Genomic DNA, 26,157 nt, shown 5'->3' on the forward strand with positions numbered 1-26,157 from the left:
CGCGACGTGCTCGACGTTCACCCGGAATCAACGCATTGAACTTATTCAAGCACAGTGCGTGCTGGTTGATCCGGCACGAACTGAATCGTTCCAACCTCTCATGTTCACGGAAGGTGGAACACCTCGGTGAGCGGGACCATCGCCGCGTCGGGCGCGACGCCGTCCAACTCCTCGAAGAAGCCCGCCATTTCCGCCTGCCAGCGGGCGTTCACCTCCGTACCGTCCATGGCGGCGCGCGCCCGCTCGAAGTCCTCGGTCTCCAGATAGCCGACGAGCAGGCCGTCCTCGCGCAGGAACAGCGAGTAGTTGTGCCAGCCGGCGGCGGACAGCGCCTCACGCATCCGCGGCCAGACGTCCGCGTGCCTGGCACGGTACTCGTCCAGCCGTTCCTGACGGACCTTCAACACAAAGCAGACGCGCCGCACTTGAGGATTTCCTTCCGCACACCGCCGGCCCGGACCCACAGGGCCGGCGGTCCAACTGCCTTACTGGATGGTGCCGTCGGCTCAGAAGTTGAACTGGCCGATGTTCGCCTTGTCGAAGACGGTCGGCTTGCCGAGGACGATGACGCTGTCCTTGCCGACGGTGAAGGTGCCCATGTCGCCCGCGGTGAAGGTCTCGCCCTCGGCGCCGGTGATCTGGCCGGAGGCCAGCGCGACGGCGGTGTAGCCCGCGAGCGCGCCGAGCTTGGCCGGGTCCCACAGCTCAAAGGACTGCACGGTGCCGTTGTTGACGTACGCGCGCATGTCGTTGGGCGTGCCCAGGCCGGTGAGCTGGACCTTCCCCTTGTACTTGGAACCGCTCAGGTACTGCGCCGCGGCCTTGATGCCGACCGTGGTCGGGGAGATGATCCCCTTCAGGTTCGGGTACTGCTGGAGCAGGCCCTGGGTCTGCTGGAACGACGCCTGCGCGTCGTCGTTGCCGTAGGCGACCTTGACGAGCTGGATGTCCTTGTACTCCGGCTTCTTCAGCTCGTCCTTCATGAAGTCGATCCAGGTGTTCTGGTTCGTGGCCGTCTGGGCCGCCGACAGGATCGCGATCTGGCCCTTGTTGTTGATCTGCTTGGCCATCAACTGGACCTCGGTACGGCCCAGGTCCTCCGCGCTGGCCTGCGAGACGAACGCGTCACGGCAGTTGGTGTTGGTGTCCGAGTCGTACGTGACGACCTTGACGCCGTTCTTGCGCGCCTGGTTCAGCGCGGTGCACAGCGCGCCCGGGTCCTGCGCGGACACCGCGATGGCGCTGACCTGCTGCTGCGTCAGGGTGTTGACGTAGCTGACCTGGCCCGCGGTGTCGGTGCCGCTGCTGGTGCCGACCTCCTTGTACTTCTCGCCGAGCGCCTCGACGGCCTTCTTGCCGCCGTTGTCGGAGATGGTGAAGTACGGGTTGTTCACCTGCTTGGGCAGGTAGGCGATGGTCAGGCCCTTCTTGACGGGCGCGTTCGGGTCGGCGGAGGCCGACGCCTTCGTACCGGATCCGGCGGAGGCCGATTCCGAGTCCGAGCTGGACTTCTTGGTGGTGCCGCCACAGGCAGTGGCGCTGAGCGCGACGACGGCGACAACGGCGACCGCGGCCGCGGCGCGACGGGCGGGGGCGGTTCTGTACGACATGCGGGTGTCCTTTCGATGCCGCACTCGCGGCAGGTGACGACCAGGTGAGGGTGTTCGGACGACGTGCGTGGTGCGGGGGGTCAGGTGGCGGCCAGTGCGGCCGGTGGTGGCGCGTCGGCGGTTCTGCGCCGGGCTCGCGCCCTGCCCACCTGCCGGGCCACCCGCGGTGCCAGTACCGAGATCACCAGCAGGACTCCGGTGATCAGGATCTGGGACTGCGCGGAGACGTTGATCAGACTCATCACGTTCTGGAGCGCGCCGAGCAGGAACACTCCGGCGATCGCGCCGCCCAGCGTGCCCTTGCCGCCGTCGAAGTCGATGCCGCCGAGCAGCACACCGGCGATGACGGACAGTTCGAGGCCGGTGGCGTTGTCGTAGCGGGCGCTGGCGTAGTGCAGGGCCCAGAAGACGCCGGTGAGCGCGGAGATCGTGCCGGTGGCGACGAACATCGACAGCTTCAGCCGCTTGGTGCGGATGCCCGCGAAGCGCGCGGCCTCCTGCGAGGCGCCGACCGCGAACAGCGAGCGGCCGACCGGGGTGGCGTGCAGGACGACGACCGCGATGACCAGCAGGACGGCCCACGGGATGGCGGCCTGCGGGATGAAGGTGCCGCCGATCCGCGCGGAGCCGAAGTCCAGGTACTGCTGCGGGAAGTCGGTCACCGAGTTGGAGCCGAGCACGATCTGCGCGATGCCGCGGTAGGCGGCCAGGGTGCCGATGGTGACGGCCAGCGAGGGCAGTCCGAGCCGGGTCACCAGCAGGCCGTTGACCAGGCCGCAGACCACGCCGAGCAGGATGCACAGCGGGATGATCATCTCGATGGCCATGCCGTCGTTCCACAGTTTGCCCATGACGGCGCCGGACAGGCCCGCGGTGGAGCCGACCGACAGGTCGATCTCGCCGGAGATCACCAGCATCGTCATCGGCAGCGCGATGAGCGCGATCGGCAGGGTGTTGCCGATCAGGAACGACAGATTCAGCGCGTTGCCGAAGTTGTCGACCAGGGAGAAGGAGCAGAGCAGCAGGACGACGAGCAGGGCTCCGACGACGGTGTCCCAGCGGAACGCGTCCCGCGCCCAACCGGTCGCCGTACGGCCCGCGGTGGCGGGCTTCGCGCTCGCGGACGGCTTCGTACCGGTGGACGGGTTCGTACCGGCGGACGGGTTCGTACCGGCGGACGGCTTCGCGGCCTTCGCCGGACCGGTGGATTTCGTTGGCTCAGGCATGAGTTGTCGCACTCCTTGTCTGTGCGGCCCGCTTACGGAGCACCGCCGCGACCCGCAGCGCGACCACCCGGTCGACGGCGATGGCCAGCAGCAGGAGGACGCCGTCGATGGCCTGCACCCATACGGAGCTGACGCCGATCGAGGGGAGCACGCTGTTGATCGAGGTCAGCAGCAGGGCGCCGAGCGCGGCGCCGTACAGGCTGCCGGAGCCGCCGGTGAAGGCGACGCCGCCGACCACCACGGCGCTGACGACGGTGAGTTCGTAGCCGCTGCCGGTGCCGGAGTCGACATTGCCGAAGCGGGCGAGGTAGAGAGCGCCCGCCAGGCCCGCGAGGGCGCCGCAGACGATGTAGGCGGTGAGGATGCGCTTGCGGACCGGCACACCGGCCAGCCGCGCGGCCTCCGGGCTCGAACCGAGCGCGTACAGGTCGCGTCCGCTGCGGTAACTGCGCAGGTAGTACGCGGCGATGATCAGCACGACCGCGGTGAGCAGCGCGAGATACGGGACGGCGCCGAGGCCGTCGTGCCCGAAGCTGCCGAAGCCCGACGGGAGGTCGGCGGCGGTGATCTGCTTGGAGCCGAACCAGATCGAGTCCAGGCCGCGGATGATGTAGAGCGTGCCGAGGGTGACGACCAGCGCGGGCACCTGGCCGAGGCTGACCAACAGGCCGTTGACGATGCCGAATCCGGCGCCGAGGGCGACCGCGATCAGGATGGCGACCAGCGGATTGCCGCCGCCGCGCAGGAACTCGCCCGCGGCGAAGGCGGTGATGCCCAGCGTGGAGCCGACCGACAGGTCGACGTTCCGGGTGATCACCACCATGGCCTGGCCGACCGCGACGAGCACCAGGATGGTCGCGTTGAGCAGCAGGTCCTTGATGCCCTGCTGGGACAGGAAGGCGCTGTTGTCGAGCTGGGTGGCCAGCAGCATCAGCACCAGGACGACGAGGATGGCCAGTTCCCTGACCTTCAGCACCCGGTCGAGGAGGCCGCCGGTGGAGGCGGTGTCCGGCGGCGCGGCCGACGCCGGTTTGGCGGTCATGGTCATGCCGCGTTCCTTCCGCGGCCGGTGGCCGCTGCCATGACGGATTCCTCGGTGGCGTCCGCGCGCGGGATGTCGGCGGCCAGCCGGCCCTCGTGCATCACCAGGACGCGGTCGGCCATGCCGAGGATCTCCGGGAGGTCGGAGGAGATCATCAGGACGGCGAGGCCGTCGGCGGCGAGCTGCGAGAGCAGCCGGTGCACCTCGGCCTTGGTGCCGACGTCGATGCCGCGGGTGGGCTCGTCGACGATCAGCACCCGGGGGTCGGTGGCCAGCCACTTGGCCAGCACCACCTTCTGCTGGTTGCCGCCGGACAGCGTGCCGACGACATCGGCGAGCCGGGCGTACTTCACCTGGAGGCGCATGGCCCAGTCGACGGCGCGGCTGCGCTCGGCGCCGCGGTCCATCAGGCCCGCGCGGGTGGTGGCCTTGAAGCCGGTGAGGTTGATGTTGCGCTCGATGGACATCTCCATGACCAGGCCCTGTTCGCGGCGGTCCTCGGGTACGAGGGCCAGGCCCGCGGCCATGGCGAGGCTGGGGGCGCCGGACTTCAGCGGGCGGCCGTCGACCTCGACCTCGCCCGCGTCCCAGCGGTCCACGCCGAAGACGGCGCGGGCCACCTCGCTGCGCCCGGCGCCGACGAGTCCGGCCAGGCCGACGATCTCGCCGCGCCTGACGTCGAAGGACACGTCGGTGAAGACGCCTTCACGGGTCAGCCTGCGCACGCTCAGCGCGACGTCGCCGACCTTGGCGTCCTGCTTGGGGTAGAGCTCGTCCAGGTCACGGCCGACCATCCGGCGGACCAGGTCGTCCTCGGTGAGGCCGTCGACCGGCTCGCTGGCGATCCAGGCGCCGTCCCGCAGGGTGGTGACCTGCTGGCACAGCGCGAAGACCTCTTCCAGCCGGTGCGAGATGAACAGGACGGCGGCGCCGTCCTCGCGCAGCGCCCTGACGACGCCGAAGAGCCGGGCGACCTCGCTGCCGGTGAGGGCGGCGGTGGGCTCGTCCATGATCAGCACGCGGGCGTCGAAGGAGAGCGCCTTGGCGATCTCGACGAGCTGCTGGTCGGCGATGGACAGGCCGCGGGCGGGCTGGTCGGGGTCGAGGTCGACGCCGAGCCGCTTGAAGAGTTGCTCGGTGGCCTTGTGCACGGCCTTGTGGTCGACCCGGCCGAGCGAGCGGCGCGGCTGGCGGCCGACGAAGATGTTCTCGGCGATGGAGAGGTCGGGGAAGAGCGTGGGCTCCTGGTAGATGACGGCCACACCGGCGTCGCGCGCGTCGGCCGGGCCGTGGAAGACCACCGGCGCGCCGTCGAGCAGTACCGTTCCGGTGTCCGGTCGGTGCACCCCGGCCAGTGCCTTGATCAAGGTCGATTTGCCGGCGCCGTTCTCCCCCGCGAGGGCGTGCGCCTCACCCGCGTACAGCCGCAGTGAGACGTCGCGCAGTGCCCGTACCGCGCCGAAGGACTTGCTCACCCCCTCCAGCGCGAGGACCGGAGTCCGTTCCGGTTCGGGGTCGGTCATTGATGTCTCCTGGATCTCCCGGTCTTGCGCCGCGGGGTGAAATGTTTCAATGGAGTTGCCGGGACGTTAGCCCCGCTTGATCAGGCCGTCAAGAGTCCGTGGAAGCCATTTCGGGAGATCAACCCCCGACGGACGGCCAATCGCGGCTGGAAAGAGACCCTCTAGCAGCGCGTCCGGCTCATGTGACACGATTCAATAACGGCGACCGGCCCGCCATCGGGTTCTCGTCATGACCATTGACATGGCGCAGTGTCGCCTTTAAGGTGAGCCGTCAAATGAAACGATTCACAGAGGTTGCCATGACAGACCTGTCGGCCGTGAAGGCGGCGCTGAAGTCCCAGCGGATCGAGACCCCTTCGTGGGCCTACGGCAACTCGGGCACCCGTTTCAAGGTGTTCAGGCAGGAGGGCGTGCCGCGTAACCCGTACGAAAAGCTGGACGACGCGGCCCAGGTGCACGCGGCCACCGGCGTCGCGCCCATCGTCTCCCTGCACATCCCCTGGGACCTGGTGGACGACTACGCGGCGCTCGGCGCGTACGCGAAGGAGCGCGGCCTGACCCTGGGCGCGATCAACTCCAACGTCTTCCAGGACGACGACTACAAGCTCGGCTCGGTCACCAACGCCGACCCCGCGATCCGCCGCAAGGCCGTCAGCTATCTGCTGGAGTGCGTCGACATCATGGACGCCACCGGCTCGCGCGACCTGAAGCTGTGGTTCTCCGACGGCACCAACTACCCGGGCCAGGACGACATCGTCGCCCGCCAGGACCGGCTCGCCGAGGCGCTGTCCCAGGTGTACGACCGGCTCGGCGACGACCAGCGGATGCTGCTGGAGTACAAGCTCTTCGAGCCCGCCTTCTACACCACGGACGTCCCCGACTGGGGCACCTCCTACGCGCACTGCCTCAAGCTGGGCGACAAGGCGCAGGTCGTCGTGGACACCGGCCACCACGCGCCGGGCACCAACATCGAGTTCATCGTCGCGTTCCTGCTGCGCGAGAAGAAGCTCGGCGGCTTCGACTTCAACTCCCGCTTCTACGCCGACGACGACCTCATGGTCGGCTCCGCCGACCCCTTCCAGCTCTTCCGGATCATGCACGAGGTCGCCAAGAACGGCGGCCTGAAGCAGGAGACCGGCGTCGCCTTCATGCTCGACCAGTGCCACAACATCGAGGCGAAGATCCCCGCGATCATCCGCTCGGTGATGAACGTCCAGGAGGCCACCGCCAAGGCACTGCTGGTCGACCTCGACGCTCTCGGCGCCGCCCAGCGCGCCGGTGACGTACTGGAGGCCAACGCCGTACTGATGGACGCCTACAACACCGACGTCCGGCCGCTGCTCGCCGAGGTGCGCACCGAACTGGGTCTCGACCCCGACCCGATGGCCGCCTACCGCGGCTCCGGCTGGGCCACCCGCATCACCTCGGAACGCGTCGGCGGCGAACAGGCCGGCTGGGGCGCGTGATTTTTTAGAGGCTCGGTTCACCTCCGCTGCGCTGAGTCGCTGTCGACGGTCGATCGTGCTCGGTTGCTCGTTCCTCACAACCTGCGCGCGTTCTCCCTTTCAACAGCGACCGCTCCGCTTCGGTTCACTCGCCGGCCCTCCTGACGGCGAGCCCACGCGGCCGACCGGCTCCGCGACGCGCAGTGGAGCCTCCGAGCCGGTCGAGCCCATCGCACCCGCACCCGCACTCATTTCTCCGAAGGACACCGCATGGCTTCCGCCTCCAGTTCCGACGACAGCACGGTCGGGGCGCTGCTCGGCCGTTCGAACCGGCTCGGATCCGATCCGCGCAACACCAATTACGCGGGCGGCAACACGTCCGCCAAGGGCACCGCGCCCGACCCGGTGACCGGGGCCGACACCGAGCTGATGTGGGTCAAGGGGTCCGGCGGCGACCTCGGTACGCTCACCGGCTCCGGTCTCGCGGTGCTGCGCCTGGACCGGCTGCGCGCCCTCACCGAGGTCTACCCGGGGGTGGAGCGCGAGGACGAGATGGTCGCCGCCTTCGACTACTGCCTGCACGGCAAGGGCGGCGCGGCGCCGTCGATCGACACCGCGATGCACGGGCTGGTGGACGCGGCGCACGTGGACCACCTGCACCCGGACTCCGGTATCGCGCTGGCGTGCGCGGCCGACGGCGAGGCGCTGACCAAGGAGTGCTTCGGCGACACCGTGGTGTGGGTGCCCTGGCGCCGCCCCGGCTTCCAGCTCGGACTGGACATCGCGGCGGTCAAGGAGGCCCACCCGGAGGCGATCGGCTGTGTGCTGGGCGGGCACGGCGTCACCGCCTGGGGCGCCACCTCGCAGGAGTGCGAACGCAATTCGCTGCACATCATCCGCACCGCGGAGACCTTCCTCCAGGAGCGCGGCAAGGCCGACCCGTTCGGCCCGGTGCTCGACGGGTACGAGCCGCTGCCGGAGTCCGAGCGGCGCGCACGGGCCGCCGCGCTGGCACCGCTGCTGCGCTCGATCGCCTCCCAGGACCGGCCGCAGGTCGGCCACTTCACCGACTCCCCCGAGGTGCTGGACTTCCTGTCGCGCGCCGAGCACCCGCGGCTGGCCGCGCTGGGCACGTCCTGCCCGGACCACTTCCTGCGCACCAAGGTCCGCCCGCTGGTCCTCGACCTGCCCGCGGGCACGGCCCTCGACGAGGCCGAGGCCCGGCTGCGCACGCTGCACGAGGAGTACCGCGCCGAGTACGCCGCCTACTACGAGCGGCACGCCTCGCCCGACTCCCCCGCCATGCGCGGCGCCGACCCGGCGATCGTCCTCGTGCCGGGCGTCGGCATGTTCAGCTACGGCAAGGACAAGCAGACCGCGCGCGTCGCGGGCGAGTTCTACGTCAACGCCATCAACGTGATGCGCGGCGCGGAGGCCGTCTCCTCGTACAAGCCGATCGAGGAGTCGGAGAAGTTCCGTATCGAGTACTGGGAGCTGGAGGAGGCCAAGCTGCGGCGGATGCCGAAGCCGAAGCCGCTGGCCACCCGGATCGCGCTCGTCACCGGTGCCGGGTCCGGCATCGGCAAGGCCATCGCCCAGCGGCTGGTCGCCGAGGGCGCCTGCGTGGTGGTCGCGGACCTCGACGCGGGCAACGCCGCCGCCGTGGCCGAGGAACTGGGCGGTCCCGACAAGGCCGTCGCGGTCACCGTGGACGTCACCTCCGAGGAGCAGATCGAGGCGGCCTTCGCCGACGCGCTGCTCGCCTTCGGCGGGGTCGACCTCGTCGTCAACAACGCGGGCATCTCGATCTCCAAGCCGCTCCTGGAGACCACAGCCAAGGACTGGGACCTCCAGCACGACATCATGGCCCGCGGCTCCTTCCTCGTCTCCCGCGCCGCCGCGCGCGTCATGATCGAGCAGAAGCTGGGCGGCGACATCGTCTACATCGCCTCCAAGAACGCGGTCTTCGCCGGGCCCAACAACATCGCCTATTCGGCCGTCAAGGCCGACCAGGCCCACCAAGTACGGCTCCTCGCCGCCGAGTTGGGTGAGTACGGGGTACGTGTCAACGGCATCAACCCCGACGGGGTCGTCCGTGGTTCCGGCATCTTCGCCGGCGGCTGGGGGGCCAAGCGGGCGGCCGTCTACGGCGTCGAGGAGGCCAAGCTCGGGGAGTTCTACGCGCAGCGGACGCTCTTGAAGCGGGAAGTTCTTCCCGAGCACGTCGCCAATGCCGTCTTCGCCCTCACCGGCGGGGAGCTGACCCACACGACCGGGCTTCACATCCCCGTCGACGCGGGCGTCGCGGCCGCCTTCCTCCGCTAGGGCGTGTCACCCTGCGCAGGGCCGGTGTTCAAGGGCACGGCCCTAGGCGTTCGCCCTGCGCAGGACGTGCCCCGTCAGGGGTGCCGGGGGCACCTCCCGGCCGAGGCTGCGGGAGGAACTGCGCGGCCCGCCCCCACCGGCCGGTGGTCGGGACACCACCGAATTGCCCCTCTGGGGCCGGTGGTGACCTGCGGGAGCGCTTCGGCTGAGCGCGCGGTTCCTCCCCCGGCCTGCGGCCGGGAGGTGCCCCCAGCGCCCCTAAAAGATCGGCGCAACGCCCGAGCCCAAGGACACCGCACACGGGCCGCGCCCCTAAAAGAAGTCGGCCTACCGCCTCGGTAGGAGAGCCGTTCCGGGCCGCGGGGCGGGAAGAATGAAGCACCGCACTCCGCAGGAGTGGCCGTATAAGGAGAGGCATGATCGGCGAACCCCCAGGCGCAAGCCCAGCCGCAGGCGTGTTCGCGGCGGCGGACCTCGGCGCGACGAGCGGCCGCGTCGTCGTGGGCCGGGTGGGCGGCGGGGAACTGGCCCTCACGGAAGTGAACAGGTTCGCGAATGTGCCGGTGCGGCTGCCGAGCGGGCTGCACTGGGACCTGCCGGGCCTGTTCACCGGCGTTCTGGACGGACTGCGCGAGGCGGCGAGGTCGGGCGCCGCGGTGGCGTCCGTCGGCGTGGACACGTGGGCGGTGGACTACGGCCTGCTGGACGCGGACGGCGCGCTGCTGGGGATCCCGTACCACTACCGGGACAGCCGTACGGCGCAGGTGGCGCCGCGGGTGCGGGACGAGGTCGGCGCGCAGGAGCTGTACGCGGCCAACGGCCTCCAGCACCTGCCGTTCAACACGGTGTTCCAGCTCGCGGCGGCGCGGGGCACGGTCCAACTGGCCGCCGCGCGGACGCTGTTGCTGATCCCCGACCTGGTGACGCACTGGCTGACCGGCAGTGTCGGTGCGGAGGTCACCAACGCCTCGACGACGGGCCTGCTGGACGCCCGTACGGGCGAGTGGTCGCGGGACCTCGCCGACCGGATCGGCCTGGACCCGGCGTTGCTGCCGCCGCTGCGGCAACCGGGCGACAGCGCAGGGGAGTTGCTGCCGCACATCGTGGCGGCGACGGGTCTGGCGGCGGGGACGCGGGTCACCACGGTGGGCTCGCACGACACGGCCTCTGCGGTGGCGGCGGTACCGGCCACCGCGCCGGGTTCCGCGTACATCTCCTGCGGCACCTGGTCGCTGGCCGGGCTCGAACTGGACGCGCCGGTGCTCAGCGCGGCGTCGCGGGCCGCGAATTTCACCAATGAGCGCGGGATCGACGGCACGTTCCGCTATCTCAGGAACATCATGGGGATGTGGCTGCTGGAGGAGTGCCGTCGGGTCTGGGCCGCGCGCGGCGAGCCGTCCGAGCTGGCGTCGCTGCTCGCGGACGCGGGCCGCGCGGAGCCGTTCGGCGCGGTGATCGACCCGGACGCGCCGGAGTTCCTGGCACCGGCCGACATGCCCGCGGCCATCGCGGACTACTGCGTGCGTACGGGGCAGCGCCCGCCGGAGAGCCGGGGCGCGCTGGTCCGCTGCGTGCTGGAGAGCCTGGCGCTCGCGCACCGCAGGGTGCTGCGCAAGGCCGCCGAACTCGCCGACCGGGAGATCACCCACATCCATCTGGTCGGCGGCGGCAGCCGCAACGAACTGCTGTGCCGCCTCACCGCGGACGCGTCCGGGCTGCCGGTGATCGCCGGGCCCACCGAGGCGACCGCGCTCGGCAACATCCTCGTCCAGGCCCGCACCCACGGCCTCGTCGGCGATCTGGCCCGGATGCGGCAACTGGTCGCCGACACGCAGGAGTTGCGCCGGTACGAGCCGCGCGGTGACCTGCGCGCCTGGGACGCGGCGGACGCCCGTATCTCCGGTGCCCTCGCCGCCCCCTGACCGTCCGTCACCCGCCCAACCGCCGTCCGTCATCCGCCCGCACGACCCCGAGGGAGCCGCGATGCGTGCCGCCCTGTTTCTCACCTGCGTGAACGACACGCTCTATCCACGGACCGGCCAGGCCGTCGTCGCGCTGCTGACGCGGCTCGGCGTCGAGGTGGACTTCCCGATGGGGCAGACGTGTTGCGGCCAGGCGCACTACAACACCGGTTACCGGCACGAGGCGGAGCCTTTGGCGCGCCGCCAGGCGCGGGTCTTCGCCGGATACGACTACGTGGTCACGCCGTCCGGCTCCTGCGCGGCGATGGTGCGGGACATCTACCCGCGCCTCGGCGAACGGGCCCGGGAGGAGGGCCGCGGCGACGAGTTGAGCGAGGCGCTGGCCGACGTGGTGCCCAGGACGTACGAGTTGACGGAGTTCCTGGTGGACGTGCTGGGGGTGACGGATGTGGGGGCGTACTTCCCGCACACGGTGACGTACCACCCCACCTGTCACGGGCTGCGGATGCTGGGGCTCGGTGAGCGGCCCCGGCGGCTCTTGGAGGCCGTGAGGGGGCTTGAGCTGCGGGAGTTGGAGGGTGCGGAGGAGTGCTGCGGCTTCGGCGGCACCTTCGCCGTGAAGAATCCCGACGTCTCGGCCGCGATGGCCGCGGACAAGGTGCGGCACGCGGAGGAGACCGGCGCCGACGTGCTGTGCGCGGCCGACAACTCCTGCCTGATGCACCTGGACGGCACGATGTCCCGGCAGCGCACCGCCATCCGCCCGGTGCACATCGCGGAGATCCTGGCCAGTACGCGGGAGCACCCGCTGACGGTCCCGACCGCCGGGGTTCCGGTCCATGTCGCCACGGGCGGCGCGCGCAATGGAGGAGTGGTCCGATGAGTGGTACGTATCTGGGTCTGCCGTCGTTCCCGAAGGCCGCCGCCTCGTCCACGAAGGACACCCAGCTCCGCGCGAACCTCACCCACGCCACCCACACCATCCGCGACAAACGCGCCAGAGCCATCGCAGAACTCGCCGACTGGCCCCAACTCCGCGCAGCGGGCGCCGCCGTCAAGGACCACACCCTGCGCCACCTCGACCACTACCTCCTCCAGCTCGAGGAGAACATCACCGCCGCCGGCGGCACCGTCCACTGGGCCCTGGACGCCGACGACGCCAACCGCATCATCACCCGCCTCGTCCAGGACACCGGCGAAACCGAAGTCGTCAAAGTCAAATCCATGGCCACCCAGGAAATCGGCCTCAACGACGCCCTGACCGCCGCCGGCATCACCGCCTACGAAACCGACCTCGCCGAACTCATCGTCCAGCTCGGCAACGACCTCCCCTCCCACATCCTCGTCCCCGCCATCCACAAAAACCGCCACCAGATCCGCGACATCTTCCACACCCAGATGACCGCCTGGGGCCGCCCCGCACCCGACAACCTCACCGACACCCCCGCCGACCTCGCCGAAGCCGCCCGCCTCCACCTGCGGGAGAAGTTCCTCCGCGCGAAAGTCGGGATCTCCGGCGCCAACTTCATGATCGCCGACACCGGCACCCTCGTCGTCGTCGAATCCGAAGGCAACGGCCGCATGTGCCTCACCCTCCCCGAGACGCTGATCTCCGTCGTCGGCATCGAGAAGGTCATCCCCACCTTCCAGGACCTGGAAATCTACCTCCAGACCCTCCCCCGCTCCTCCACCGCCGAACGCATGAACCCCTACACCACCCTGTGGACCGGCACCACCCACACCGACGGCCCCGAAAACTTCCACCTCGTCCTCATCGACAACGGCCGCACCGACACCCTCGCCGACACCACCGGCCGCCAGGCCCTGCGCTGCATCCGCTGCTCCGCCTGCCTCAACGTCTGCCCCGTCTACGAACGCGCCGGCGGCCACGCCTACGGCTCCCCCTACCCCGGCCCCATCGGCGCCATCCTCACCCCCCAACTCCGCACCACCGCCACCGAACTCGACGCCTCCCTCCCCTACGCCTCCACCCTCTGCGGCGCCTGCTACGACGTCTGCCCCGTCGCCATCAACATCCCCGAAGTCCTCGTCCACCTCCGCGAACGCGTCGCCCAAGGCGCCACCACCACCCACAACGGCCAACGCGTCACCATCAAACCCGCCAAAGGCCACGCCGCCGAACGCGCCACCATGCGCGCCGCCCGCTGGACACTCGACCACCCCGCCCTCATGCGCCAGGGCCAGCGCCTCGCCACCCGCACCCGACACCTCCACCCCCAACGACTCCCCGGACCCGCCAAAGCCTGGACCGCCACCCGCGACCTCCCCACCCTCCCCCCACAGACCTTCCGCGACTGGTGGCAACACAACAAACACAACCACCCCCAGACCGAGGAGAACGGCCAGTGACCTCCCGCGACACCGTCCTCACCCGCATCCGCAACGCCCTCGCGGACGTCCCCCGCGACGACCGCCCGCACGACACCCCCCTCACCAGGGACTACCTGCACACCCACGCCGACCGCACCCCGCAGGAGACCGCGACCCTCCTCGCGGAGAACCTCACCGACTACCGGGCCCACGTCCACCACACGGACGAGACCGGACTGCCCGCGACCGTCGCCCGCCTGATCGCCGAGCACGGCAGCCGCAGCGTCGTCACCCCGCAGGGCCTGCCCGCGCACTGGCTCGACGCGATCGGCCCGGACACCGAGCGGCACACCGACCGGCCCGAGCAGACCACCTACGACCTCGACGCGATCGACACCGTGATCACCGGCTGCGCGCTGGCCATCGCCGAGACCGGCACCATCGTGCTCGACACCTCCCCCGACCAGGGCCGCCGCCGGATCACCCTCGTCCCCGACCACCACATCTGCGTCATCACCCCCGCGCAGATCGTCGCCTCGGTCCCCCAGGCCCTCCCCCGCCTGGACCCCACCCGGCCCCAGACCTGGATCTCAGGCCCCTCCGCCACCAGCGACATCGAACTCGACCGCGTCGAAGGCGTCCACGGCCCCCGCACCCTGGACGTCATCATGGTTGTGTGATCGCACAAACGAGGCGGACAGCTGGATCATGCGGCTTATGCAATGCGCCAGGAGACTTATCCCTCGCAGATGCGTCACTATGATCGTCACAATGACCTGGTGCGCGGCAGAGAGAGAGTTCCTGTGATGATCCGTACCGAACGGCGCCGCGGCATGGTGGCGGCCGTCGGCGGCGCCGCCGTACTGCTGGCGCTCACTGCCTGCTCGTCCTCGGACAAGGGTTCCGACGCCTCGTCGTCGTCCCCCTCCGTCTCGTCCTCCGCTTCCGCGTCGGCGACCACGCCGAAGGTCACCGGTTCCGTGACCGTGTTCGCGGCGGCGTCGCTGAAGGAGTCCTTCACGACGCTCGGCAAGCAGTTCGAGGCCGCGTACCCCGGCACGAAGGTGACGTTCAACTTCGGCGGCAGCGACGTGCTCGCGGCCAGCATCACCTCGGGCGCGCCCGCTGACGTCTTCGCGGCGGCCAGTACGAAGACGATGAAGATCGTCACCGACGCCAAGGACGCGGCGGGCACTCCCGCCCCCTTCGTGCGCAACCAGTTGGAGATCGCGACGCTGCCCGGCAACCCGGACGAGATCGCGTCGCTGAAGGACCTGACGAAGTCCGGCCTCAAGGTCGCGCTGTGCGCGAAGACGGTGCCGTGCGGGGCCGCCGCGCAGACGGCGCTGACCGACAGCGGGCTGAAGCTGACGCCGGTCAGTTACGAGCAGGACGTGAAGGCCGCGCTGACGAAGGTGGAGCTGAAGGAGGTCGACGCGGCGGTGGTCTACAAGACCGACGTGAAGGCCGCGGGCGGCAAGGTGCAGGGCGTGGACTTCCCCGAGTCGGCGAAGGCGATCAACACGTACCCGATCGTGGAGCTGAAGAACGCGCCCAACGGGACGGCCGCGCAGGCGTTCATCGCGCTGGTGCGGTCCGCCGAGGGCCAGAAGGTGCTCACCGGGGCGGGCTTCCTCAACCCGTGACCGGTCAGGAGCGGTGGGGGGGGGGGGGGGGGGGGGGGGGGGGGGGGGGGGGGGGGGGGGGGGGGGGGGGGGGGGGGGGGGGGGGGGTGTTTTTCCCTTTCTCTCCTCCCCCCCACCAGGGCGAAAGAGGGCGGTGTGCCCCCCCCCCCCCCTCCCCCCCCCCCCCCCCCCCCCCCCCCCCCCCCGCTTCGTGCGCAGCCGCGGCGGTGTCCCGCTGCCGTTGCTGCTGCCCGCGCTGATCGCGCTCGTCTTTCTGCTGCTGCCGCTGCTGGCGCTGCTGATCCGGGCGCCGTGGCGGAGCCTGCCGTCGCAGCTCACCAGTTCCGAGGTGTGGACGGCGCTGCGGCTGTCGTTGGAGACCGCGACCACGGCGACCGCCGTGTCGCTGGTGTTCGGGGTCCCGCTGGCGTGGCTGCTGGCCCGTACGACGTTTCCCGGCCGCGGTCTGGTGCGCTCGTTGGTGACGCTGCCGCTGGTGCTGCCGCCGGTGGTCGGCGGTGTGGCGCTGCTGCTGGCGCTGGGGCGCAACGGTGTGGTGGGGCGCTGGCTCGACTCGGCGTTCGGCGTCACGCTGCCGTTCACGACGGCCGGTGTGGTGGTGGCGGAGACGTTCGTGGCGATGCCGTTCCTGGTGATCACCGTCGAGGGGACGCTGCGGGCGGCCGACACGCGGTTCGAGGAGGCGGCGGCGACGCTGGGCGCCTCGCGGTTCACCGCCTTCCGCCGGGTCACCCTGCCGATGATCGCACCGGGTGTCGCGGCGGGCGCGGTGCTGGCCTGGGCCAGGGCGCTGGGCGAGTTCGGCGCGACCATCACCTTCGCGGGCAGTTTCCCCGGCCGTACGCAGACGATGCCGCTGGCGGTCTATCTGGCGCTCCAGGACGATCCGGCCGCCGCCATCGCGCTCAGCCTCGTCCTGCTCGCGGTCTCCGTCGCGGTCCTCGCCGGGCTGCGCGAACGCTGGACGGCCGCGTCATGAGACTCGACAAGGGGGACGGGCCCGACGTGCGGGGTGCCGAGGACGCCGACGGCCTCGACGCGCGTCTCGTCCTGGACCGCGGCACCTTCCGGCTGGACGTACGGCTGTCGGTGCCGCCCGGCGAGGTGCTGGCGCTGCTCGGTCCGAACGGCGCGGGCAAGACCACCGCGCTGCGTACGCTGGCCGGTCTCGCCCCGCTGTCCGGCGGCCATCTGCGGCTCGACGGGCGGACGCTGGAGGAACCGGCGGTACGGCGGCGGGTGCCGGCCGAGGACCGGCCGGTCGGAGTGATCTTCCAGGACTATCTGCTCTTCCCGCATCTGACCGCGCTGGACAACGTCGCCTTCGGGCCGCGCTGCCACGGCGCGTCCAAGGCGGACGCGCGGGCGCGGGCGGCGGATCTGCTGGACCGGATGGGGCTCGCGGACCACGCGGGCGTCAAGCCGCGGCGGCTGTCCGGCGGGCAGGCCCAACGCGTGGCGCTGGCCAGGGCGTTGGCGACCGGGCCGCGGCTGCTGCTGCTCGACGAGCCGCTGGCGGCGCTGGACGCCCGCGCGCGGCTGGACGTACGGGCGGAGCTGCGCCGCCATCTGGCCGCGTTCGAGGCGGTGGCGGTGCTGGTGACGCACGACCCGCTGGACGCGATGGTGCTGGCCGACCGGCTGGTGGTGATCGAGCACGGGCGGGTGGTGCAGGAGGGCACGCCCGCGGAGATCGCCCGCCGTCCGCGTACGGACTACATCGCGCGGCTGGTCGGGCTCAATCTCTACCGGGGCGAGGCCGAGGGGCACACGGTCCGGCTCGGTCCGGAGCTGACCGTGACCGCCACGGAGGAGCTGACGGGGCCCGCCTTCGTGGCCTTCCCGCCGAGCGCGGTCACGCTCTCCACCGACCGGCCGGACTCCAGCGCGCGCAACACCTGGCGGGCCAGGATCTGCGGCCTGGAGTCGCACGGCGACCAGATCCGTGTCGCCCTCACCGGAAGCGCCGACGACCTGCCGCTGACCGCCGACCTGACGGCGGTGTCCGTGGCCGAACTGGGCCTGCACGAGGGCGCGCAGGTGTGGGCGACGGTCAAGGCGGCCCAGACGCACGCCTATCCCGCGTGAGCCGGCCGGGCGGCGGGGCTCAGCGGTACCGACGCGGCGGCCCTCAGCGGGAGTTCGGCGGCGAGCCGGCCCCCGGTGTCACGGCCAGCAGATTGCGGGCGATGGTCAGCAGATAGGCGCGGACGGTGGCGCTGCCCGGCTCGATCCGGCCGAGGTGCAGCCAGGCGCGCAGCAGCGTCTCGTGGGCCACGTCCTCGGCCTGCGCGCGGTCGCGCACGTGGCCGAGGGCGAACGACACCAGCATCTCGTAGTGCTCGGTGTGCTGCCCGGTTTCGCGTTCTTCCGGTGTCACCGGTCGTCCCCTCCCCCGGGGGCGGCGCACGCCGCAACCCCTGTGGGAGTAATACGCGACCGGCGCGCGCCGCGTTCATCCGGGGTGGGTGTGGCCTCAGGTGGGCGTGGGGCGTACGAGTACGGAGCCGGGCCGTGGCCCGGCTCCGCTCGGGTGTCGGCCGGCCGCGGAGATCAGCCCGGCCGGGGGATCAACTCGGCAGCGTCCACTGCTGGTTGGCGCCCGTGCCGCAGGTCCAGATCTGGAGCCGGGTGCCGTTGGCGCTGCTGGGCCCCGTCGCGTCCAGGCACTTGCCCGACCCGGCGTTCACCAGCGTGCTCCCGCTGCGCGTCCACTTCTGGGCGGCGCTGCCGTTGCAGTCGTAGAGCTGCACCTTGGTGCCGTTGGCCGTGCCCGCCGAGGTGACGTCCATGCACTTGCCGAGGGCCTTGAGCGTGCCGTCGGAACCGACCGCCCAGGTCTGGGCGCTGGTGCCGTTGCAGTCGTAGAGCTGTACGGCCGCGCCGTTGGTGCTGCTGGCGCCCGCGATGTCCACGCACTTGCCGCCGTAGCCGTGGATGGCGCCGGTCGGGCCGCCCTGCGGCGGGGTGACCGGGCCGCTCTGGCCCGCCGCCCAGCGGATCTCCTGGATCAGCAACTGGTTCTGCTGGGCGCTGGCGAAGGTGGACGACAGCGCGGTGTTGGTGTCGTAGTTCATCGCGTTGTGCCCGAAGTTGTTGTAGACCATCCTGTAGTTCTTGTTGGTCCACACGATCGGGTAATAGCCGCTGTACCAGGTCTGGTTGGGGTCGGTCCCGATCGGGAACGTCGACTGGTCCATCGAGGCCAGGATGTCGATGTTCGGGTTCTGCCGCAGGTCGTTCTGCCAGCTATACCACTCGCTGACGGACGAGGCGATCGTGCCGGGCAGGCCCGCGGTGGCCGGGTGGTTCGGGTCCTCGATCTTCAGCGTCTCGGCGGTCGGCCCCCAGGTGTTGGACTTGAAGGTGCCGGTGCCGAGGAAGGTCTGGTGGTACCAGGACCAGCCGTTGGACGACGCGTCGTTGTAGGCCGCGACATGGAAGCCGATCCAGCCGCCGCCGTTGTTCATGTACGTCTGGAACGCGCTCTGCTGGGCCGCGGTCTGCGGGGCGTTGTCGAGGAACATGACCACCTGGTACTGGGCCAGGTTGGCGGTGTTGAGCTGGCTCCAGTCGTTGGTCGAGGTGTACGAGAAGCCGTACTGCGCCGCGTGCTGCGGGAACCACGCGTTCGCTTCGTGGACGAAGTTGATGTGGGCGGCGTCGTACGTGCCGTCGTAGAAGGCGATCACCTTGAAGTCGGCGGCCTGCGCGGTGTGCGCGGGCCCCGCCTGTACCCCGAGCACCACGGCGAACAGCGCGAACAGCCTCAACAGGGTGCGCGACCAGGGTATTTGTGTGCGGGATCTGATCATGTGGGGGACCTTCCTTGTGCGCGACGGTGGGGGACGTGCGCCTGTACCGCGATTGAAAGGTCCAGACTATGTTCATGTCAATGACTCGCGGTCGAATCCTTGACCTAGTAACAGCGTTGACCGGGGGGTGAGTTGTTTTTCGTTCACTTCCTTGACCCAGCCCTTGACGCGGCGGCCCGGTGGGACGATCCTTCCGAACCAACGGACAAGAAGCTTTCCTTCCACGCACCACCGCATACCTCCCCCTTACCACTGGCCCGTACTCCTCCCCGTCGGGCCCCGTCCGACCCCATCGGCCTCATCCGACCCCATCGGCCTTCATCAGTCCCCATCGGCCTCATCGCATCCTTCGGACCGCGTCGCCCGCGGAGCACGGTGCGCGACCGCGGCGACGCTCACAACCCCGGTGGGGGCCGGGGGGTCGCAGGTCGGGTGCCGGGTGTCCGTTTCGTTCAAGACACCCGGCGCCCGGCCCGCCTAGCGTGAACGGCATGAACGCACCCCTCACGCCCCGTATCGATCTGATCGGCCTCGTCGTCGCGGACATGGCCGCCTCGCTCGCCTTCTACCGGCGCCTGGGCATCGAGCTGCCCGCGGCGGCGGACGCGGAGCCGCACGTCGAGGTCACGCTCCCCGGCGGTCTGCGGCTGGCCTGGGACACCGTGGAGACCGTCCGCTCCTTCGACCCCGACTGGTCGCCCGCCACCGGCTCCCGGATGTCGCTGGCCTTCGACTGCGGCGCCCCCGAGGGCGTGGACGCGGCCTACGCCGAGCTGACCGAGGCCGGGCACACGGGCCACCTCAAGCCGTGGGACGCCTTCTGGGGCCAGCGCTACGCGGCCGTGTACGACCCGGACGGCAACACCGTCGACCTCTTCGCCGCTATGCCGGAGCCGTCGGCTGGATGAGCCGCCCGAGCGGCACGCCCGCGAGCGACTTGACCTCGCGCGCGAGATGGGCCTGGTCGGCGTAGCCCGCGACCGCCGCGACCTGCGCGAACGCGGTGCCCCCGCGGGCCAGCTCCAGCGCCCTCTGCAGCCGCAGCACCCGGCCGAGCGTCTTGGGGCCGTAGCCGAAAGCGGCCTCGCAGCGGCGGCGCAACTGCCGCTCCCCCAGGCCCGTCCCGGCCGCGATCGCGCCCACCGGGCGGCCCGCGGCCAGCGCCCTGGCGACGCCGCCCGGGAGGGGATCGACGGGCCCCGCCGCGCCGAGCCGCGTCACCGCCCAGGCGTCGAGGACGGCGGCGGCGTCCCGGCCGCCCAGCCGGTCCGCCAGCCGTCCGGCGCGCGCCGCGGGCCACAGCGCGTCCAGCGGCACCCTGCGGTCGCGCAGCTCGCGGGCCGGCACTCCCAGCACCAGCGGGCCGAGCCCCGGCGCGAACCGCAGCCCCGCGTACGATCCGCCCGGCGCGTCGTCGGCGACGAACGCGCGGGTGTCGGGGCCCGCGACCAGCAGGCCGCCGTCGTACCAGATCAGGTCCATGCAGCCGTCGGGCAGCACGCGGTAGGACCCGCCGCCGTTCTCACGGGTCCACACGGTGACGCCCGGCACCGCGGCGGCACGTTCCTCGTACATGCCTCCATGGTGCACCGCGACCCGGCCGCCGGTCCCGCCGAGCCGAGCCGCGCGTCACAGCTCCGGCGGGAAGGGCGGCATCGGCGGCGGGGGCGCGGCGGGCGGCGGAGGCGCGGGCCGGGAGGCCGAGCGGTGCGGGGCCGAGTGCCGGGCGGGCGGGGGCGCCGGAGCCATCGGCGGTACGTCGGGGCGGCGGCGCAGCCGGGACCGCACATCGGCGTGCGGCAGGAATTCCGCCCACCGCTCGGGGTATTCGGCGGGCGGGTCGTCGTCGGGGTCGCCGTCCTCGTCCCCGGCGTACGCGGCCCTGCGGGCGGCGGCCTGCGCGACGACCTCGGCCGCCGCGGCCTCCCGCAGCCTGGCGTTCTCCTCGCGGGCCGCGGCGGTGGCCAGCGACGGCCACACCCGGTCCACGGCCGCGTTGACGGCCGCGCCGACCAGGACGGCGAAGGCGGACACGCCGATCCACAGCAGGACGGCGACCGGCGCGGCCAGCGAACCGTAGATCGTCGGTCCCTCGACGGTGTGGGTGAGGTAGATCCGCAGGACGAAGCTGCCGACCACCCACATCAGCAGCGCGATCAGCGCGCCGGGCACGTCCTCGTACCAGGCGGAGCGCACCGGCACCGACACGTGGTAGAGCGTGGTGAGGAAGGCGATCGTGGCGAGCAGGACGGCGGGCCAGTACAGCACCGCGACCGCGCCCTCGCCGCCCGGCAGCACGTCGACCACCGCGTCGGGTCCCGCGACGACCAGCGGCAGTACGGCGGCGCCCAGTATCAGCGCGACGACGTACAGCACCAGCGACATCAGCCGGGTCTTGACGATGCCGCGGCGGCCCTCCAGGCCGTACATGATGGTGATGGTGTCCACGAAGACGTTGACCGCGCGGGAGCCCGACCACAGGGCGATCAGGAAGCCGAGCGAGATCAGGTCCGGGCGGCGGCCGTGGAAGACGTCGTCGACCAGGGGTTTGACGAGCTGGTTGACGCCCTTGTCGGAGAGCACGGTGGAGGACGCCGTGAGGATGTTGTGCCGGATGTGGTCGATGGTGTCGAGGCCGATGACGGTGTCGACGTAGCCGAGGGCGCCGACCAGGCCGAGCAGCAGCGGCGGCAGCGACAGCAGGACGAAGAAGGCCGCCTCGGCGGCGAGGCCGGTCACCCGGTACTCCATGCAGGAGTTGACGGTGTCCTTCAGCAGCAGCCAAGCGACCTTGCGCTTGGAGACGTTGCGGTACACCACCCGAGCCCGGCGCCACCTGCTCGGGCGACGATGGCCTCTTTCTTCGGCTGCTTGCACCCCCTTACGTTAGCTGCCATGAGCACCCTCACTCACACGGTGACCAATCAGGCTCCGCCGCTGGTCGGCCATGACGTGTACAGCACCGACAGCGCCCTCGTGGAGGCCGTGGCCCGCCACGCCGATCCGGCCGGGCTCACGGAGATCACGGACGAGTTGAGCGAGCTGGGCAAGGCCGCGGGATCCGCCCAGGCACAGCGCTGGGGCGAGGAGGCGAACACGTACTCGCCCGTGCTGCGCACCCACGACCGCTACGGCAACCGGATCGACGAGGTGGACTTCCACCCCTCGTACCACCGGCTGCTCGGGCACGCGGTCACCGCCGGTCTCACCGACGCCTGGTCGCGGCCCGACGGGCACCTCAGGCGGGCCGCCGGGTTCCTGGTCTGGTCGCAGGTCGACGCCGGGCACGGCTGTCCGGTGTCGATGACGCACGCGGCGGTGCCCGCGCTGCGCACCGACCCGGCGCTGGCCGCCGAGTGGGAGCCGCGGCTCGGGTCGCGGGTCTACGATCCGCAACTGGTCGCGGCCGGCGAGAAGCCGGGCGCGCTGTTCGGAATGGGCATGACGGAGAAGCAGGGCGGCTCCGACGTACGGGCCAACACCACGCACGCCGAGCCGCTGGCGGAGGACGGCGCGTACGCGCTGACCGGGCACAAGTGGTTCTGCTCCGCGCCGATGTCGGACGGCTTCCTCGTCCTGGCGCAGGCGCCGGGAGGGCTGACCTGCTTCCTGCTGCCGCGCGTGCTGCCGGACGGCACCCGCAACGTCTTCGCGATCCAGCGGCTGAAGGACAAGCTCGGCAACCGCTCCAACGCCTCCTGCGAGGTGGAGTTCAGCGGTACGTGGGCGCGGCGGGTCGGCGACGAGGGGCGCGGGGTGGCCACCATCATCGAGATGGTCGCGGCGACCCGTCTCGACTGCGCGCTGGGCTCGGCCGCCCTCATGCGGCAGGCGGTGGCGCAGGCCGTGCACCACGCCACGTACCGCAGCGCCTTCGGCGGGCCGCTGGCCGACAAGCCGCTGATGCGCAACGTGCTGGCGGACCTCGCGCTGGAGTCGGAGGCCGCGACGACCACGGCGCTGCGGCTGGCGGCGGCCTGCGACGCGGACACCGAGCAGGAGCGGCACTTCCGGCGGCTGGCGGTGGCCGTCACCAAGTTCTGGGTCACCAAGCGCTGTCCGGTCGTCGCGGCCGAGGCGCTGGAGTGCCTGGGCGGCAACGGCTACGTGGAGGAGTCCGGCATGCCGCGGATCTTCCGCGAGTCGCCGCTGAACTCGGTGTGGGAGGGCTCGGGGAACGTCCAGGCCCTCGACGTGCTGCGCGTCCTCCAGCGGGAGCCGCTGGCCCTCAACGCCTTCCTGGCCGAGCTGGGGCTGGCCCGCGGGGCCGACCACCGCCTCGACGGCGCCGTCAAGGACCTCCTCGGCGAACTCGCCGACCTCGACGGAGTCGAGACCCGCGCCCGCCGCATCGTCGAGCGCATGGCGCTGGTCCTCCAGGGCACCCTCCTGGTCCGCTTCGCGCCCCCCGAGGTCGCCGACGCCTTCTGCGCCTCCCGCCTCGGCCACGACTGGGGCGCCACCTTCGGCACCCTCCCCCACACCCTGGACCTGTCCTCGATCGTCGACCGCGCCCGCCCGGTCCAGTCCTAGGGCGCGTCCGCGAAGTCCCGTCGCGGCGGAACGGAAAACGGCGCGGCAGCGGCTGTCCCTCCGCTCGCCCCCCGAAGGGGGAGCAGAAAGGTTTCCGCCGCCGCGCCCACGGAGGGTGGCGCCGCGCCGACTCGGCACCACCCCCGGTCTGTTGGGCCGTCAGGCCGACCGTCCCGGCAGCGCGGGCGGGGGGCTGCCGCGCGCCGGTGACGCCGCGTCACTCTCCGTCGAAGTCGCGTACGCTCGCAATGGTTGCAGCCCGTTGCACATGTCGTCAGGCCGTGTGGGGACCTCCGGCGGAGGGGAGGGAAATCGCGACGGCCGGGCCCGTACGGCGGCACCATGGGCAGTGGAAGACGGAGAGCACGCAGGGCGGGGGCGACGTGACACACTTTCCGATCCAGGTCGGCCGGAGGGACGCGATGGACGCCCGCGCGTCCGCGCACCTGCTGGCCTCGGTCCGGGAAGCCACTCTTGCGGGTGATGTGCCGCCGAAGCCGCCGCGGCCGGTGATCGGCGAGTCATGGACACGCGCCCTGAGCCGGGGCCTGGACCCGGACACCGGTCGCAACGACGGGCTGCTGGGCACCGACGAGCTGGAGTACCGGCGGCAGTCCACCCCGCTCGGCGGTCTGCTGCCGCTGCTGCGCGACGGTCTGCACGCGGTCGCGGACGTGGCCGGGCACATCATGATCGTCACCGACCCGGAGGGCCGGGTGCTGTGGCGCGACGGCAGCCTCGCGTCCCGCAAGTCCCTCGCCGACCGGCTGGGCTTCGCCGAGGGCGCGAGCTGGGCCGAGGACGCGGTCGGCACGAACGCGATCGGTACGGCGCTGGTGACCGGCACCCCTCTCCAGGTGCACTCGGCCGAGCACTACGTGCGCAATCTGCACGGCTGGACCTGCGCCGCGGCCCCGCTGCACGATCCGCGCGACGGACGGCTGCTGGGCGTGGTGAACGTGACCGGTCCCGCCTCCACCGCGCACCCGGCGAATCTGTCGCTGGTCTCCGCGGTGGCCAGGGTCGCCGAGGGCGAACTGCGGGCCAGGCACTGGGCGGCGGTCGAGCGGCTGCGGTCGGTGGCCGCGCCGCTGCTGGCCCGGATGGAGGGCCAGGCGCTGGCCGTCGACCCCAACGGCTGGGTGGCCGCGGTGGCCGGGATGGCGCCGCCGGACCGGCTGCAACTGCCCGCGGCCGTCAGCGCCGGGCAGATGTGGCTGCCCTCGCTCGGCCTGTGCTCGGTGGAGCCGCTGCCGGGCGGCTGGCTGGTACGGCTGGGCAGCCGCGAGCGGGCGTCGGGCGCGAGCCAGGTGGTGCTGGACGTGAGCCGTCCGCGCAACTGGATGGTGACGGTGAGCGGCGCGGCAGGGAGCTGGGCGCAGCAGCTCAGTCCGCGCCACGCGGAGCTGCTGTTCGTGCTCGCGGTGCACCGCGGCGGCAGGACCGCGGCCGAGCTGGCGGCCGATCTGTTCGGCGATCCGAGCCGTACGGTGACGGTGCGCGCGGAGCTGTCCCGGCTGCGGCGGAATCTGGCGGGCGTGCTGGCGCACCGGCCGTACCGCTTCGCCGACGGGGTGAATGTCGAACTCATCCGTCCGCACCACCCGTTGGACCTCCTCCCGCACTCGCTCGCGCCCGCGGTGCTGGCCGCGCGCCGCTGACCGTACGGCCGCCGGGCGCGGCCGGTCACCGTACGTGTCCGGCCGCATTCGCGTGATGACCATCGAAACGAGTCGGCGGCGCGGCCGTCAAGAGGACGTGTCCGCGCGGTGGGGGCGCGCGGAGCGCGGTACGGGCGCGGGCCGGGGGCGAGATCCGGCCACCGGGTGCCCGGTCGCGGCGTCCGGGGCGGGCCCGGGGCGCCGGGCCGCACCGCCTAGGGTGGGCCGCATGAGTACGCCCGTGACCACCTGGTCCCTCGAACTGACCTCGCCCGACGAGCTGCGGGCCGCGGCCGTGCCGCCCGAGGCGTCGGGTGTCCGGATCGTGCGGTCGCAGGTCCCGTCGGCCGAATTCGGGCGCTTTCTGTATACGGCGGTCGGCGCGGACTGCGCGTGGCGGGACCGGCTGCCGTGGCCGCCGGAGCAGTGGCGGGCGCATCTGGCGCGGCCCGGCACCGAGGTGTGGGTGGCGTACGAACACGGCACCCCCGCGGGTTATGTGGAGCTGGGGGCGCAGGACGCGGGCGTGGTGGAGATCGTCTACTTCGGGCTGCTGCCGGACTCCAGGGGCCGCGGTCTCGGCGGCCATCTGCTGTCCTTCGGCACCGAGCGGGCCTGGGACCTGGGCGACCGCTGGGAGGGAAGGGAACCGACCGAGCGGGTGTGGGTGCACACCTGCTCGCTGGACGGGCCGTACGCGCTGGACAACTACCGGCGGCGCGGCTTCCGGGTGTTCGACACGACGGTCGCCGCTTCCCCGTCCACTCCGCCGGGCGCGTGACCGTGCGCGCGCCGGGCGCGTGACCGTCCGCGCGCCGGTCGCGCCGGGCGGGGCGTGACCGACGCCACAGTTTCTCACCTGGTGAGATTATCTGGTCCACATAATGGATGGCGGTGGACTCTCCGGAGACCCGCATGCCACGCTTTCGTCATGTCACGCACTGGAATCGCCTTGGTAGGTCGGCCGCACGTCGACTTCTGCCGCGTGTCCAGCGCCATCTGTCCGGCGGTCTGACCGACTTAGCTCCGCTCCCCGCCATCCCCGTCGTCGTGGATGCCCGGGAGTCCCCGGCCGCCC

At 71.6% G+C, this 26,157-nt stretch carries 23 protein-coding genes; 14 read left to right on the forward strand and 9 right to left on the reverse strand.

What is annotated here, in order from left to right:
* Nucleotides 1-104 precede the first annotated feature (104 nt).
* From ACZ37P_RS13070 to ACZ37P_RS13090, 5 genes are all read right to left on the reverse strand, one after another.
* Nucleotides 105-425, reverse strand: coding sequence for an L-rhamnose mutarotase (locus ACZ37P_RS13070; RefSeq protein ID WP_188282885.1), 321 nt, complete (start codon nucleotides 423-425; stop codon nucleotides 105-107).
* A gap of 81 nt (nucleotides 426-506) precedes the next feature.
* Complete coding sequence (gene rhaS / locus ACZ37P_RS13075; RefSeq protein WP_355350166.1) at nucleotides 507-1,610, reverse strand: rhamnose ABC transporter substrate-binding protein; 1,104 nt, start codon at nucleotides 1,608-1,610, stop codon at nucleotides 507-509.
* A gap of 80 nt (nucleotides 1,611-1,690) precedes the next feature.
* Nucleotides 1,691-2,836: an ABC transporter permease gene (locus tag ACZ37P_RS13080; RefSeq protein ID WP_467346445.1), complete on the reverse strand. Its 1,146-nt coding sequence runs from the start codon at nucleotides 2,834-2,836 to the stop codon at nucleotides 1,691-1,693.
* Nucleotides 2,829-3,884 carry an ABC transporter permease gene (locus tag ACZ37P_RS13085; protein WP_355350160.1) on the reverse strand — a complete coding sequence of 352 codons (1,056 nt, stop codon included), beginning with the start codon at nucleotides 3,882-3,884 and terminating at the stop codon, nucleotides 2,829-2,831. The genes ACZ37P_RS13080 and ACZ37P_RS13085 overlap by 8 nt, the downstream gene beginning before the upstream one ends.
* Nucleotides 3,881-5,401 carry a sugar ABC transporter ATP-binding protein gene (locus tag ACZ37P_RS13090; RefSeq protein WP_355350157.1) on the reverse strand — a complete coding sequence of 507 codons (1,521 nt, stop codon included), beginning with the start codon at nucleotides 5,399-5,401 and terminating at the stop codon, nucleotides 3,881-3,883. Before ACZ37P_RS13090 ends, ACZ37P_RS13085 begins: the two co-directional genes overlap by 4 nt.
* 299 nt (nucleotides 5,402-5,700) lie before the next feature.
* Here ACZ37P_RS13090 and rhaI point away from each other — a divergent pair, with 299 nt between their 5' ends.
* The 9 genes from rhaI to ACZ37P_RS13135 all read left to right on the forward strand — a co-directional run bounded on the left by rhaI (nucleotide 5,701) and on the right by ACZ37P_RS13135 (nucleotide 17,158).
* A complete protein-coding gene (gene rhaI / locus ACZ37P_RS13095) occupies nucleotides 5,701-6,867 on the forward strand; it encodes an L-rhamnose isomerase (RefSeq protein ID WP_188282894.1) in 1,167 nt (388 codons plus the stop codon).
* Between the two features lie 249 nt (nucleotides 6,868-7,116).
* Nucleotides 7,117-9,171 carry a bifunctional aldolase/short-chain dehydrogenase gene (locus tag ACZ37P_RS13100; RefSeq protein WP_401719709.1) on the forward strand — a complete coding sequence of 685 codons (2,055 nt, stop codon included), beginning with the start codon at nucleotides 7,117-7,119 and terminating at the stop codon, nucleotides 9,169-9,171.
* Nucleotides 9,172-9,587: 416 nt separating this feature from the next.
* Nucleotides 9,588-11,093 (forward strand): rhamnulokinase, encoded by a 1,506-nt coding sequence (locus ACZ37P_RS13105; RefSeq protein ID WP_401311771.1) that lies wholly within the window; start codon nucleotides 9,588-9,590, stop codon nucleotides 11,091-11,093.
* A 61-nt stretch (nucleotides 11,094-11,154) separates the two neighbouring features.
* Complete coding sequence (locus ACZ37P_RS13110) at nucleotides 11,155-11,976, forward strand: (Fe-S)-binding protein (protein ID WP_391049386.1); 822 nt, start codon at nucleotides 11,155-11,157, stop codon at nucleotides 11,974-11,976.
* On the forward strand, nucleotides 11,973-13,463 hold the full coding sequence (locus ACZ37P_RS13115; RefSeq protein WP_467346450.1) for a lactate utilization protein B: 1,491 nt from the start codon (nucleotides 11,973-11,975) through the stop codon (nucleotides 13,461-13,463). The genes ACZ37P_RS13110 and ACZ37P_RS13115 overlap by 4 nt, the downstream gene beginning before the upstream one ends.
* Nucleotides 13,460-14,104, forward strand: a complete 645-nt coding sequence (locus ACZ37P_RS13120) for a LutC/YkgG family protein (RefSeq protein ID WP_355338774.1) — start codon at nucleotides 13,460-13,462, stop codon at nucleotides 14,102-14,104. Before ACZ37P_RS13115 ends, ACZ37P_RS13120 begins: the two co-directional genes overlap by 4 nt.
* A gap of 126 nt (nucleotides 14,105-14,230) precedes the next feature.
* Nucleotides 14,231-15,070 (forward strand): molybdate ABC transporter substrate-binding protein, encoded by an 840-nt coding sequence (gene modA / locus ACZ37P_RS13125; protein WP_467346452.1) that lies wholly within the window; start codon nucleotides 14,231-14,233, stop codon nucleotides 15,068-15,070.
* Between the two features lie 133 nt (nucleotides 15,071-15,203).
* Entirely contained in the window at nucleotides 15,204-16,049 is an 846-nt protein-coding gene (locus tag ACZ37P_RS13130) for an ABC transporter permease (protein WP_467346453.1), read from the forward strand.
* Nucleotides 16,046-17,158 (forward strand): ABC transporter ATP-binding protein, encoded by a 1,113-nt coding sequence (locus ACZ37P_RS13135; RefSeq protein WP_401312224.1) that lies wholly within the window; start codon nucleotides 16,046-16,048, stop codon nucleotides 17,156-17,158. The genes ACZ37P_RS13130 and ACZ37P_RS13135 overlap by 4 nt, the downstream gene beginning before the upstream one ends.
* Nucleotides 17,159-17,201: 43 nt before the next feature.
* Here the strand turns inward: ACZ37P_RS13135 and ACZ37P_RS13140 are convergent, their stop codons facing one another.
* Together ACZ37P_RS13140 and ACZ37P_RS13145 are read right to left on the reverse strand one after the other, a co-directional pair.
* Nucleotides 17,202-17,450: an RNA polymerase sigma factor gene (locus ACZ37P_RS13140; RefSeq protein ID WP_355338762.1), complete on the reverse strand. Its 249-nt coding sequence runs from the start codon at nucleotides 17,448-17,450 to the stop codon at nucleotides 17,202-17,204.
* A 190-nt stretch (nucleotides 17,451-17,640) separates the two neighbouring features.
* Nucleotides 17,641-18,885, reverse strand: coding sequence for a ThuA domain-containing protein (locus ACZ37P_RS13145; protein WP_391163901.1), 1,245 nt, complete (start codon nucleotides 18,883-18,885; stop codon nucleotides 17,641-17,643).
* Nucleotides 18,886-19,376: 491 nt separating this feature from the next.
* On the opposite strand from ACZ37P_RS13145, the gene ACZ37P_RS13150 reads away from it, so the two are divergent.
* On the forward strand, nucleotides 19,377-19,793 hold the full coding sequence (locus ACZ37P_RS13150) for a VOC family protein (protein ID WP_391048703.1): 417 nt from the start codon (nucleotides 19,377-19,379) through the stop codon (nucleotides 19,791-19,793).
* Here ACZ37P_RS13150 and ACZ37P_RS13155 read toward each other — a convergent pair.
* On the reverse strand, nucleotides 19,768-20,460 hold the full coding sequence (locus ACZ37P_RS13155) for a helix-turn-helix domain-containing protein (RefSeq protein ID WP_401312217.1): 693 nt from the start codon (nucleotides 20,458-20,460) through the stop codon (nucleotides 19,768-19,770). The two genes, ACZ37P_RS13150 and ACZ37P_RS13155, sit on opposite strands and share 26 nt — an antisense overlap.
* Before the next feature lie 54 nt (nucleotides 20,461-20,514).
* Nucleotides 20,515-21,762, reverse strand: coding sequence for a YihY/virulence factor BrkB family protein (locus ACZ37P_RS13160; protein ID WP_391048707.1), 1,248 nt, complete (start codon nucleotides 21,760-21,762; stop codon nucleotides 20,515-20,517).
* Between the two features lie 18 nt (nucleotides 21,763-21,780).
* Here ACZ37P_RS13160 and ACZ37P_RS13165 point away from each other — a divergent pair, with 18 nt between their 5' ends.
* The 4 genes from ACZ37P_RS13165 (at nucleotide 21,781) to ACZ37P_RS13180 (ending at nucleotide 26,094) form a co-directional block, all read left to right on the forward strand.
* Nucleotides 21,781-23,418 carry an acyl-CoA dehydrogenase family protein gene (locus tag ACZ37P_RS13165; RefSeq protein ID WP_467346456.1) on the forward strand — a complete coding sequence of 546 codons (1,638 nt, stop codon included), beginning with the start codon at nucleotides 21,781-21,783 and terminating at the stop codon, nucleotides 23,416-23,418.
* 383 nt (nucleotides 23,419-23,801) lie between these two features.
* Entirely contained in the window at nucleotides 23,802-25,079 is a 1,278-nt protein-coding gene (locus ACZ37P_RS13170) for a GAF domain-containing protein (RefSeq protein WP_391048710.1), read from the forward strand.
* Nucleotides 25,080-25,308: 229 nt separating this feature from the next.
* A complete protein-coding gene (locus tag ACZ37P_RS13175; protein WP_355338744.1) occupies nucleotides 25,309-25,860 on the forward strand; it encodes a GNAT family N-acetyltransferase in 552 nt (183 codons plus the stop codon).
* Nucleotides 25,861-26,010: 150 nt separating this feature from the next.
* Nucleotides 26,011-26,094: a putative leader peptide gene (locus tag ACZ37P_RS13180; protein WP_355338823.1), complete on the forward strand. Its 84-nt coding sequence runs from the start codon at nucleotides 26,011-26,013 to the stop codon at nucleotides 26,092-26,094.
* Nucleotides 26,095-26,157: the final 63 nt, after the last annotated feature.

The sequence above is a fragment of the Streptomyces sp. NPDC024632 genome (assembly GCF_055559175.1).